This window comes from Burkholderia sp. FERM BP-3421, assembly GCF_028657905.1.
Lineage (GTDB): Bacteria > Pseudomonadota > Gammaproteobacteria > Burkholderiales > Burkholderiaceae > Burkholderia.
Genome location: NZ_CP117782.1, coordinates 528,414 through 540,367, shown reverse-complemented (window position 1 = coordinate 540,367; position 11,954 = coordinate 528,414). Strand labels below are relative to the sequence as shown.

9 protein-coding genes are annotated in these 11,954 nt (G+C 71.0%); 5 read left to right on the top strand and 4 right to left on the bottom strand.

The annotated features are described in order from the left end of the window. Nucleotides 1-7 precede the first annotated feature (7 nt). From Bsp3421_RS18615 to plcR, 3 genes are all read right to left on the bottom strand, one after another. On the bottom strand, nucleotides 8-925 hold the full coding sequence (locus tag Bsp3421_RS18615; protein WP_274004267.1) for a 3-hydroxyacyl-CoA dehydrogenase NAD-binding domain-containing protein: 918 nt from the start codon (nucleotides 923-925) through the stop codon (nucleotides 8-10). A 106-nt stretch (nucleotides 926-1,031) separates the two neighbouring features. Further along, nucleotides 1,032-2,408, bottom strand: a complete 1,377-nt coding sequence (locus Bsp3421_RS18610; RefSeq protein WP_274002299.1) for a pectin acetylesterase-family hydrolase — start codon at nucleotides 2,406-2,408, stop codon at nucleotides 1,032-1,034. Between the two features lie 64 nt (nucleotides 2,409-2,472). Further along, a complete protein-coding gene (gene plcR, locus Bsp3421_RS18605; protein WP_274002298.1) occupies nucleotides 2,473-3,174 on the bottom strand; it encodes a phospholipase C accessory protein PlcR in 702 nt (233 codons plus the stop codon). 290 nt (nucleotides 3,175-3,464) lie between these two features. On the opposite strand from plcR, the gene Bsp3421_RS18600 reads away from it, so the two are divergent. The 5 genes from Bsp3421_RS18600 to Bsp3421_RS18580 all read left to right on the top strand — a co-directional run bounded on the left by Bsp3421_RS18600 (nucleotide 3,465) and on the right by Bsp3421_RS18580 (nucleotide 9,735). After that, on the top strand, nucleotides 3,465-4,679 hold the full coding sequence (locus tag Bsp3421_RS18600) for an amino acid deaminase/aldolase (protein ID WP_274002296.1): 1,215 nt from the start codon (nucleotides 3,465-3,467) through the stop codon (nucleotides 4,677-4,679). A gap of 49 nt (nucleotides 4,680-4,728) precedes the next feature. After that, nucleotides 4,729-6,015, top strand: a complete 1,287-nt coding sequence (locus Bsp3421_RS18595) for a D-arabinono-1,4-lactone oxidase (protein WP_274002295.1) — start codon at nucleotides 4,729-4,731, stop codon at nucleotides 6,013-6,015. 54 nt (nucleotides 6,016-6,069) lie between these two features. Continuing rightward, entirely contained in the window at nucleotides 6,070-7,266 is a 1,197-nt protein-coding gene (locus Bsp3421_RS18590) for an MFS transporter (RefSeq protein WP_274002294.1), read from the top strand. A gap of 148 nt (nucleotides 7,267-7,414) precedes the next feature. Beyond that, nucleotides 7,415-8,611: a porin gene (locus Bsp3421_RS18585; protein ID WP_274002293.1), complete on the top strand. Its 1,197-nt coding sequence runs from the start codon at nucleotides 7,415-7,417 to the stop codon at nucleotides 8,609-8,611. Between the two features lie 101 nt (nucleotides 8,612-8,712). Continuing rightward, the gene (locus Bsp3421_RS18580) at nucleotides 8,713-9,735 is read left to right on the top strand and encodes an AraC family transcriptional regulator (protein WP_274002291.1); all 1,023 of its coding nucleotides are present in this window, start codon (nucleotides 8,713-8,715) and stop codon (nucleotides 9,733-9,735) included. A gap of 23 nt (nucleotides 9,736-9,758) precedes the next feature. On the opposite strand, the gene Bsp3421_RS18575 is transcribed toward Bsp3421_RS18580, so the two are convergent. After that, complete coding sequence (locus Bsp3421_RS18575; RefSeq protein ID WP_274002290.1) at nucleotides 9,759-11,624, bottom strand: phosphoenolpyruvate carboxykinase (GTP); 1,866 nt, start codon at nucleotides 11,622-11,624, stop codon at nucleotides 9,759-9,761. Nucleotides 11,625-11,954 lie beyond the last annotated feature (330 nt).

Below are 11,954 nucleotides of genomic sequence, written 5' to 3'. Positions count from 1 at the left end.
TTGCCGCTCACGGCAGGAAGCTGCCGCGGCGCGCCTCGATCAGTTCGACCAGCAGGCGGTCGCGTTCCGCGCCGAGCGCCTGCATGCTGCGCTCGCCCTGGATCGCGCGCAGCCCGTCGATCAGCTGACGATCGACCGCCGGATCGAACGACGGCGCGCCGAGGTCGTTCCACCAGGTCGTCATCGGGCCGGACAGGTGGTCGAGGAAATGCGCGATCCCGCCTTCGCCGCCGCCGAGGTGATAGGTCAGGCCCTGCCCCATCAGCCCCCAGCGCAGCCCCGGCCCCCACGACACCGCGCGGTCGGCGTCCTCGATGCTCACCACGCCTTCGCCGACGAGGTGATAGACCTCGCGGAACAACGCGGCCGCGAGCCGGTTCGCCACGTGGCCCGTCATCTCCTTGTTGAGCACGATCGTGACCTTGCCGAGCCCGTCGTAGAACTGCCGCGCGGCGTCGAGCGTCGCGGGCGAGGTGGCCGCGCCGCCGACCAGCTCGACGAGCGGGATCAGGTGCGGCGGATTGAACGGATGGCCGATCAGGCAGCGTTCCGGATGATGCGCGCACGCGGTCTGGATCTCCGACATCTTGAGCCCCGACGAACTCGACGCGATCAGCACCCGAGCCGGCAGCAGCGCATCCATGCGCGCATACAGCTCGCGCTTGAGATCGAGCCGCTCGGGGCCGTTCTCCTGCACGAAGTCGACGTCGACCAGCGCGCTCGCGAGGTCGGCGTCGAAGCGCAGCTGCGCGGCCAGCGTCGCGTGACGCTCGCCGAGCACCTCGCGCAGGCTGCGGTCGAGCCGCTCGCGCGCATCGGGCGCGGGGTCGGTCACGACCACGTCGAAGCCTTGCTGAAGATAGAACGCGGCCCAGCTGGCGCCGATCACGCCCGCGCCGACCACGGCGATGCGTCGGATGTCGATGTGGCTCACTGCGATGTCTCCTGGTTCGATGTATCGCGACGATTGTCGCATCGAACCGCGCGGCGCGGCGCGCGGCCCACCGCCGCGCCGCTGCCCGCGCCCGCGCTTACGCGTGGTGGCCGGAGATCGGCCCCGCTTCGCCCGTCAGGTTGAGCACGCTGTCGATCCACGCGAGGAACGTCGAGAACGTGAAATCCGACCACTGCTGGGTGCGGAACGCCTTCATCACCGGCACGTCGGCCGGATCCTGCTGGTTGAGCAGATCGGCGACGAAGGTGCCGATGTCGGCATCGATGCCGCGCTCGTGGATGCCCGATCCCGTGAAGCTGACCGCCGTCACCTGGTGGTTGTCGATGAAGTCGTTGCGCGACCAGGGCATGAAGTAGCCGAAGTTCGGCAGCGGATTCAGCGTCTGCTTGAGACCGTCCAGCTCCTGCGCGAACATCGCCAGCGACAGCGCGTCCTTGCTCGCGTCGTCGGGCGCCGCGATCACGGCGGGCACGAACGCGCGATAGGTGTAGGCGGCGATGATCTTGTCGCGCTGGTAGGTCGAGAAGCCGAAGCGGTCGTGCGGGAAGGTGGTCGAGAGTGCGTAATACGCGCTGCCCATGTTGCCGGGATCGAAGTTGCGGGCCAGCCGCTGATTCACCGCGATCATGCCGTCCGGCGCGAGCATGCCCCACTCGCTGCGCGCGCGATCGTAGAGGCCCACCGATGGATGCGCGGCCATGTCGGCGTCGAAGGGCGTGTTGAACACCGTGCCGGCGTCGTCGAGCAGCGAACTGTGCACGCGCGGCTGCAGCGTGGTGCGCAGCGCCGCGTAGTTGCCGAGCGTGCCGTAGCCGCCCGCGCTCATCCCGTACACGAGCAGCCGCGCGGGCTGCCCGAAGCCGTGCGCGACGAGCCAGTCGGCGACCGCCTGGATGTTCCTGAGCCCGCTGTAGTGCTGCACCCGCCAGTCGCCGCTCGGCGAGGTGTAGCTGTGCACGGCGCTGCCCATGTGGATGTCGCCCGTGCAATACGGCACGAACACCTGGGTCCAGTCCTGGGTCTCGACCTTCGGCTCGCCGACCAGGATGTGGGCGGCGTCCATGCGCGTCAGCAGCGGCGACAGGAACGACGACTTGATGCTCTGGCTCGTCGTGCCGTTCATGTAGTTGTGCGGGATCCCGTCCGGATTGAAGCCGCCGAGCCCCGCTTCCGGCCCGGTCGCGGTCTGGGTGCAGGTGCCGTAGTCCCAGCACGCGCCGCCCGGCTCCATCATGTAGAGCAGGCTGTCCGACTGCGCGCGATTGATGTAGAAGCGCATCGGCGTGCCGTTGCCGCACGACGCGCCGCTGCTTTCCGGCAGGATCACTTCGTACCACGAATAATAGGGAATCGACGGATCGGGCTGCGGCGTATCCGCCGCGTGGCCGTTGAGCGCGGCGCAGCCCAGCAGGCCCGCGATCCAGCAGCGTTTCAAATAGTTCGACACGGACATCTCCCCCTCCCAGTTCTGATCGACAGGATGATTCGCCGCGATGCGGCGGGAATGTGCGGCGCGCTCAGTGCGCGCCGGGTGAAGCGGCTGAGTCGAACAGCTGCACGCGCAGCGCCTGCAGCCGCTGTCCGATGACGCGCTGCTGCTGGTCCGGATCGGACACGCTCGCCCGCACCTGCTGGATGATGTCGCGGCTCTGCTGCGCGTACGCGACATAGCGCGGATCCTGGGCGGGCGACGGGCCGACGCTCTGCTGCGCATAGGCGTCCCATTGCGCGCGCATCGACTGGATCGCCGCCTCGCGCGTCGCCGTGTCGGATTGGGCGTCGACGAGCAGCGCGGCGCTCAGCGCCTCGGCCTGCACCGGCACGATCTCGTTGCGCGCGACATGCTCGGGCAGTTCGTCGAGGATCGACCGCGCGAGCGCGGCGCGCTCGGCGGCGGGCAGGCTGTTGCGACTGTTGCCAAAGGCCGCCACCCGATCGCGAAACCGTGCGAACGCAACGATGCGCGCCACCTCGGCATCCGCGTCGGGACGGCTCGCGAGCGAGCGGCGCAGCGCATCGAGATCGAGCCGCCGCTCCTCGGGGCCGGGCGCGTTCCAGGCGGGCGCGGGGCCCGCCGCCGCCGCGAGCGTCACGCCGCCGCTGCGCGCATCGATCCGCGTGGCGGCCTGCGACAGCAGGCCGTATCGCCATGCGGCAAGCGCGACGGCCACGCCCGCCACTATCCCCACGCCGCGCCACAGCGCCCTCGATCGTTTCACGTTGGCCCCCTCGCCCGTTGTCGTTGATCTGCGAGTAGGTTCTAGGTCGAAACTTGCGCGGCGTCAAAAACCGGCGACTAGAACCGCGTCACTAAACCGCCCGCCGCGCCCGCGCGACGGCGCTGCGCGCCTGCGGCCCGAATCGCGCGGACCGGCCAGATTGGCCGGATCGGACCCATCGAACGACCCGCTGCGCGCTTGGTGCGGTTTTTGAGCGCCCCTATGCTCGTGGCCATACCCGATCGCCGATCGGACCACGCAGCAACGCCTCCTTCAGCCGAGCCAGTTCAATGAGCCGTGTTCCCGTTCCCCCCGCCGCGCCTCACGACTATACGTATTACCGCGCCGCGCTCGCGGGCCGCGCATTGCCCGCCGCGTTCATCGATCTCGCGCATCTCGAAGCGAACCTCGCCGACCTCGCGCGCCGCGCGGGCGGCCTGCCGATCCGCCTCGCCACCAAGTCGGTGCGCGCGCGGCCGCTGCTGCGCGCGCTGCTCGCCAACCCGGTGGCGCGCGGCCTGCTCTGCTACTCCGCGCGGGAAGCCGCATGGCTCGCCGCCGACGGCTTCGACGACCTCGTGGTCGCCTATCCCGACGGCGATCCCGACGCGCTGCGCGAGGTCGCCGCGCAACTGCGGCTCGGCCGCGCGATCACGCTGATGGTCGACAGCGCGGCCCAGGTCGAACGGATCGCCGCGATCGCGCGCGCATCCAGCGTGTCGATGCCGCTCGCGATCGACCTCGACATGTCGTCCGCGTATCCGGGGCTGTACTTCGGCATGTACCGCTCGCCCATCCGCGACGCATCGGCCGCCGTCGCGCTCGCCGAGACGATCGCGCGCTGCGACGGCGTGCGGCTCGACGGCCTGATGGGCTACGAAGGTCAGATCGCGGGCATACCGGACCACGCGCCGGGCAGCGCGCTCAAGAATGCACTGGTGCGGCATCTGAAGCGGCGCTCGGCGCGTGAGGTCAACGCGCGCCGCGAGGCCGTCGTGCGCGCGCTCGCCGACGCCGGCCATGCGCTGCGCTTCGTCAACGGCGGCGGCACCGGCAGCATCGAGAGCACCCGCCGCGACGCCTCCGTCACGGAGCTCGCCGCCGGTTCGGGCCTGTACGCGCCGACGCTGTTCGATCACTACGCGAGCTTCCGCGCGCAACCCGCGGCGGGTTTCGCACTCGCGGTGACGCGGGTGCCGCAGCCGGGCGTCGTCACCTGTTCGGGCGGCGGCTATGTCGCATCGGGCGCGAGCGGCCCGAGCCGCCTGCCGCGACCGTGGCTGCCCGCCGGCTGCGCGCTGATCGCCAACGAAGGCGCGGGCGAGGTGCAGACGCCGGTGCGTCATCCCGCCCATCTCCAGCCGGCGCTCGGCGACCCGATCCTGTTCCGCCACGCGAAGGCCGGCGAGCTGTGCGAGCGCTTCAACACGCTGCTGCTGATCCGCGACGGCCGCGTGATCGACGAAATCCCCACCTACCGGGGCGAAGGCAAGTGCTTCTTCTGACGCCGCGCCGACGTCGTTCCATCCACCGTACGCAATGAGGTCATCCACGATGTGGCGCAACTGGTCCGGATATGTAAGCAGTCCGAAGGCAACCGTCGAGACACCCGCGTCGCGCGCCGCGCTCGCCGCCGTGCTGCGGGACGCGGCCGCGCGCGGCGGAACGGTGCGGCTCGCGGGCGCCGGACATTCGTTCTCCCCGCTCGTGCAGACCGACGACCGGATCGTCTCGCTCGACCGCGTCCAAGGCCTCATCGCACTGGACGAACCCCGCCGCATCGCGCGGGTCCACGCCGGCACGCGCCTGTTCGCGCTCGGCCCCGCGCTCGCCGAGCGCGGCTTCGCGATGGAGAACCTCGGCGACATCAACGCGCAGTCGCTCGCCGGCGCGACCAGCACCGCCACGCACGGCACCGGCATCACGCTCGGCAACCTGTCGACGCAGATCGACGGCCTGACCATGCTGCGCGCCGACGGCGAGGAAGTGCGCGCATCGGCCGACGAGAACCCGGCGCTGTTCGCGGGCGGCCGCGTCGGCCTGGGCGTGCTCGGCGTGCTGACCGAGATCGCGCTGCGCGTGGTGCCCGCGTTCCGGCTGCGCCTCGAACGCGGCGCGATGCGGCTCGACGATTGCCTCGCGCAGGCCGACGCGCTCACCGAGCGCCACCGCTCCTTCGAGTTCTATTGGTTTCCGCATACCGACACCGTGCTCACCAAGGCCTGGGACCTCACCGACGAACCGGCCGACGCCGCGCACTGGGCCGGCCGCGCGACCGAATCGTTCCTGGAGAACACCGTGTTCGGCGCGCTGTGCGGGCTGGGCCGGCGCGCGCCCGGGTTGTGCCCGGCGCTGAGCCGTCTGTGCGCGTCGACCGTGTCGCCGGGGCGGCGGGTCGACGCGAGCCACGCGATGCTGTCGACGGAGCGGCGCGTGCGCTTCAACGAGATGGAATGGGCGCTGCCCGCCGAGCGCGGCGCGGACGCGCTGCGCGAGATCCGCGCGCTGATCGCGCGGCGCACCTTCCCGCTGATGTTTCCGCTCGAATACCGCTGGGTCCGCGCGGACGACATCTGGCTCAGCCCCGACTATGGCCGCGACACCGTGCGGATCTCGGTGCACCAGTACCGCGGCATGCCGTTCGACGCGTACTTCGATGCGGTGCAGGCGATCTGCCTCAATCACGGCGGCCGCCCGCACTGGGGCAAGATGCATACGCTGAACGCGCGCGCGCTCGCCGCCTGCTATCCGCGCTGGGACGATTTCCTCGCGCTGCGCGAGCAGATGGACCCGCATGGCCTGTTCCTGACGCCGTACCTGCGCGCGCTGTTCGGCGTGTAGGCCGGCGTCGTCACGTTCGATCGCGCTGCCGTCCGTCCCACGAGAGGAGCCACGATGTCCGCCGTCACGCCTGTTCCCGCCGTCCGCCCCGACCCGTCCACCGCCGCGATCGTACGGCTCGCGCTGGCCTTCGCGGCGGCCACCAACGGCCTCATCCTGTCGCCGTTCCTGGTCGCCGCCGTGATGGCGCGCTTCCACCTCGGCGAGGATCTCGCCACCGAGATCGTCGGCCTCGAGATCCTCGGCATCGCCGTCAGCTGCGCCCTGCTGCCGCGCTGGATCGCGCGCGCCGCGCGCGGCTTCGTCGTGGCCGGCGCGCTCGGCGCGGTCGTCGGGCAGGCGGCGAGCGCCGTCGCGCCCGATCTCGCCTGGCTCGGCGCGGCGCGCGCGCTGACGGGCCTGTTCGAGGGCATGCTGTTCGTGGTGGTCGCCTCGGGCGTGTCGCGGCGCGTGTCGACCGATCGCGTGTGGGGCTATATCAACCTGCTGGCGGGCGCGCTCAACGGCGGCCTGCTGGTCGTGATCGCCGCGCTGCCGGCCGGCTGGGGCGCGCGTGCGCTGTTCGTGCTGCTGGCCGGCGTGATCGCGGCGCTCGCGCCCGCGCTGCGCGGCCTCGGCGCGCTCGCCGCGCCCGCGCCCCCGCGCGCGGCGAAGCGCTCGCGCCCGGCCGCGCCGCCCTGGCGGCCGGTCGCCGCCATCTGGATCGTGACCGTGCTGATCTACGGCGTGCAGACCTCGCAATGGGCGATCGCCGGCTTCGTCGGCGCGCGCGCCGGATTGTCGCCGACGCTGATCGGCGTGCTGCTGTCGGTCTCGTCGCTGCTCGGCTTCGCCGGCGCGCTGGTGCCCGCGCAGCGCGCGAGCCATCCGCGCCGCATCGCGCTGGTGTGGATCGCGCTGTTCGCGATGCTCGGCGCGCTGCAATGGTTCTTCGGCGCGACGGACGGCAAGGACTATTTCCTCAGCCAGCTGCTGCTGAACAGCGCGTTCTTCGTGATCGTGCCGTTCCTGACCGGGCGGCTGTCCGACCTCGATCCCGACGGCTCGCTCGTCGCGCGCACGCTGGTCATCACGTTCGGCGCGTCGGGCGCGGGCACCGCGCTGTCCGGCGCGCTGCTCGAACGCCACGGCAGCGCGCGCTTCGCCGACCTGCTGTGCGTCGCGCTCGTCGCGGCCGCGCCGTTCGTGCGGCCCGCGCTGCGCGCGACGCCCCCCGCCTCGCCCGGGCAGGCGGTCCAGCCGTCGCGCTGAACGCGAAGCTGGCCGTCTCGCACCACGAGATTGGCCGCTGCGGCCTTGCTCCGCGGAAAATTGGCTCCCTACAGTCGATTCCGGCACCCAGATGCCACCCGGCGGCTCCGGCCGCCCTCCCCGACCCGCAGTCCGGAGTTGACTCAGCATGAAGCCCAGAAGCTCCCTTCGCGTCGCCTGCTGCGCGACGCTCGCCCTGTGCGCGCTCGGCGCGCGCGCGCAAAGCAGCGTGACGCTGTACGGCGTGCTCGACGCCGGCCTGCGCTACGAGACCCACGGCGTGACCTACGGCCCCGACGGTGCGCCATCGTCCACCGGACGCCGCATCTCGATGGCCGACGGCGGCGGCCTGACCGAAAGCTACTGGGGCGTGAGAGGCCAGGAAGACCTGGGCGGCGGCCTGCAGGCGCAGTTCAATCTCGAAAGCCACTTCGGCCCGAACAGCGGCGCGATCGTGCCGGCCGGCTCGACGAACTTCTTCCAGGTCGCGTTCGTGGGGTTGATGTCGCCGACGCTCGGGCTGCTCACGCTCGGCCGCCAGTACAACGTCGCGTTCGAAGGCGTGTCGCTCACCTACGGCTCGAACCTGTGGGCGGGCCCGCAGGATCCGTACGTGAATGTCTTCAAGCCCGAGCAGACGCTGCTCGCGGGCTCGCGCACCAACAACATGATCCAGTACGGCGCGCAGCTGGGCGGCCTCTATCTGCTCGCGCAGTATTCGCCGGGCGGCCGCGCGGGCGGCGGCCCGCTCGGCAGCCAGGTCGGCGCGTCGGTCGCCTACGCGCCCGACGCCGGGCCGCTGCGCGCGGGCGCCTCGTTCCTGCGCAACCGGGACGACGTCACGCACGCGACCTTTTCGATCTACACGGCGGGCGCGGCGTTCACGCTCGGCCCCGTCACCGTCAACGCCGGCTACCTCGACAATGCGCGCGACAACGCATTCACCTCGTTCGCGAACGGGCCGTTCAGCCCGGCCGATCTCGCGGGGCTCGGCATCATCTCGCCCGCGCAGGTCGCGGATCCGAACACACCGGGCGGCTTCCGCCGCCGCCGCATGATCCTCGCCGGCCTGAGCTGGCGCGTCAGCGCGGCGCTGACGGCCGCCGTCAACGGCTGGTGGACCACGCAATCGGGCTACACGCCCGACTTCGACGGCCACGCGCAGCAATACCAGATCGTCGCGGGCTATGCGCTGTCGAAGCGCGACCTGCTCTACGCCGAACTCGACTATTCCCTCTACCGGGGCGGGCTGATCGGCGCGCAGCTGGTCGGCATCAACGGCCAGGGGCCCAGCACGGCCGGCACGCAGCTGGGCGCGACGGTCGGCCTGCGCCACTATTTCTGAGCGTGATGCAGCAGTGGACCGGGGGTTTTCCATGCCGTGCCGGCGGCCCATGCGCGCCGGGGGGAGCGAGTACAATCGCGAAAAAAAAGCATGGAGCGCCCATGGAGGATACCGCCCGTTATACGACGGCGAATCTGCCGGTTCACTTGCTGCGCTGCCTCGCGGAGACGAGCGACACGCTGGGCATCGATTCGACGCGGCTGTGCCGCGGGCTCGGCTTCGAGGTCGAGGACCTGTCCAATCCCGCGTGCCGCATCTCGCTGCGCCAGGCCAGCGCGATGATCCGGCGCGCGCTCGCGATGGCGCCCGGGCGCGCGCTCGGCCTCGAACTCGGCATGAGCGAGACGATCGCGTCGATCGGCCTGGTCGGCTACGCGATGCTGACGAGCCCCACCTTCAAGGATGCGGTCGCGGTCGGCATGCGCCTGCAGCGCCATACCGGGCCATTGCTGCAATTCGAACTGAAGAGCGACGCGCGGGCGATGTCGATCCATGCGACCAACCTGCTGCTGGAGGCCGATATCGAGGCCTTCCTCGTCGAGGAAGCGTTCGGCAACTTCATGAAGATCGGCCGCGCGCTGGCAGGCGCGGGATTCCGGCCGCTGTCAGTGGATCTCGCCTATCCGCGCCCGGCCCAGGCCGACGCCTACGCGCGCGCGTTCGAGTGCCCGGTGCGCTTCGAACAGCCGCACAACCTGTTCCGCTGCGACGCCGCATGGGGCGCGCGCGCCATCGCGACCCACGATCCGCTCGCGCACCGTCAGGCGCTCGAATTCCTGCAGAGCGCCGAGCCGGTCGAGCCCGAAGGCCCCGATTTCCTCGAATCGATCGAGCGCATCGTGCGTCGCGACCTGCGCCACGCGCCGACGCTCGCGGCCATCGCCGCGCAGCTGTGCATGAGCGAACGCACGCTGCGGCGACGCCTGGCCGACCAGGGGGTGTCCTACCAGACGGTGATCGACACGATCCGCCAGAAACGCGCGTTCACGCTGCTGAGCAACCCGCGCCTGTCGATCGAGGACGTCGCGCACGAAGTCGGCTTCAGCGATTCGCACAACTTCCGCCGCGCGTTCAAGCGCTGGACCGGCCACGGCCCGCGCGACCCGCAGCCGGCGCCCGCCTAGGCGTCGGCTGCGCGCGCCGATGCTCAGCCCGCCAGCCGGCCTTCGATGCGCGCCTTGGTCTCGACCAGCGCGCGCGGCAGGCGCGCCTTCAGGCGCTCGAACAGCTCGTCGTGCAGCGCCAGCTCGTCGCGCCACGCGGCCGCATCCATCGAGGTTACCTGCTCGTACTGCGCGGGCGTGAACGCGAGCCCGTCCCAGTTCAGGTCCTCATAGCGCGGCGTGACGCCGAACGCGTTCTCGACGCCCGCGCCCGCGCCGTCGATGCGGTCGAGCATCCACTTGAGCACGCGCATGTTCTCGCCGTAACCGGGCCACACGAAGCGGCCGTCCGCGCCCTTGCGGAACCAGTTCACGCAGTAGATGCGCGGCAGGCGCGCGCCCGACGCCGCGAGCCGCTCGCCGAGCGCGAGCCAGTGCGCGAAGTAGTCGCCCATGTTGTAGCCGCAGAACGGCAGCATCGCGAACGGGTCGCGCCGCACGACGCCCTGCTGGCCCGCCGCGGCCGCCGTGGTCTCGGAGCCCATCGTCGCCGCCATGTAGACGCCCTCGGTCCAGTCGCGCGCCTCGGCGACGAGCGGCACCGTGGTCGAGCGGCGGCCGCCGAAGATGAACGCGTCGATCGGCACGCCGGCCGGGTTGTCCCAGTCGTCGTCGATCGACGGGCACTGCGAGGCGGGCGCGGTGAAGCGCGCATTCGGATGCGCGGCCTTGCGGCCCGTCGCGCGGCCGATCTCGGGCGTCCAGTCCTCGCCCTGCCAGTCGAGCAGGTGCGCGGGCGGCGTCTCGGTGAGCCCTTCCCACCACACGTCGCCGTCGTCGGTCAGCGCGACGTTGGTGAAGATCACGTTTTCCTCGAGCGTCGCGAGCGCGTTCGGATTGGTCTTCGCGCCCGTGCCCGGCGCGACGCCGAAATAGCCGGCCTCCGGATTGATCGCGTACAGGCGGCCGTCCGCGCCCGGCTTGAGCCACGCGATGTCGTCGCCGATCGTGCTGACGCGCCAGCCCTCGAAGCCCTTCGGCGGAATCAGCATCGCGAAGTTGGTCTTGCCGCAGGCCGACGGGAACGCGGCCGCGACGTGGTACTTGCGGCCCGCGGGCGAGGTCACGCCGAGGATCAGCATGTGCTCCGCGAGCCAGCCCTCGTCGCGCCCCATCGTCGACGCGATGCGCAGCGCGAAGCACTTCTTGCCGAGCAGCGCGTTGCCGCCGTAGCCCGAGCCGAAGCTCCAGATCTCGCGCGTTTCCGGGAAATGCACGATGTACTTGGTCGGATTGCACGGCCAGCGCACGTCGGGTTCGCCGGCCGCGAGCGGCTGGCCGACGCTGTGCACGCACGGCACGTATTCGCCGTCCTCGCCGAGCGCGGCGAGCACGTCGCGCCCCATGCGCGTCATGATCCGCATGTTGACCGCGACATACGGGCTGTCCGACAGCTCCACGCCGATATGCGCGATCGGCGAGCCGAGCGGCCCCATCGAGAACGGCACCACGTACAGCGTGCGGCCGCGCATCGCGCCCCGGAACAGGCCGTCGAGCGTCGTGCGCATCTCGGCCGGCGCGACCCAGTGATTGGTCGGCCCCGCATCCTCGCGCGTCGCGCTGCAGATGAAGGTGCGGTCCTCGACGCGCGCGACGTCCGACGGATCGGACAGGGCCAGGAACGAGTTCCGCCGCAGCGCCGGATTCAGCCGGATCATCGTGCCCTGCCGGACCATCTGCTCGCACAGCGCGTCGTACTCGGCCTGCGAGCCATCGCACCAGACGACCCGCGCGGGCTCGGTCAGCGCGGCCACGCGCGCGACCCAGTCGATCAGCCCGCGGTGCCGGACGTGGGCGGGAACGTCAATCGGAATGGCGCGCGCTCCCGCGGCCGCTTGGCTCTCGGTCATGAAACTGTCTCCATGTTGTAGAACTAGAATTCTGTGCGCGGGCGCGACCCGCGATGGAACCGGTACATACCGGCTGCCCGGCGCGTGCGCGGGGCAGGAAGCGTGCGCATGCGCGCAGCTCGGGCGTCGCCTTCAATGCTCCGACTCCAGGTGGGCCGAAGCGTTCGTTTTATTTAGGACCACGCGAGACGGGGATGCCATGCTTGCCGGTGTGCCAGCCATACGAATCGATCGGAGGCCAGCATACCATCGCGTCGGCGCGCTTGGCGTTGCGTTGCAGCAAGGAATGTTCGCGGCGCGGCGGCGCCCGGCATGGATCCTGCGAGGCGC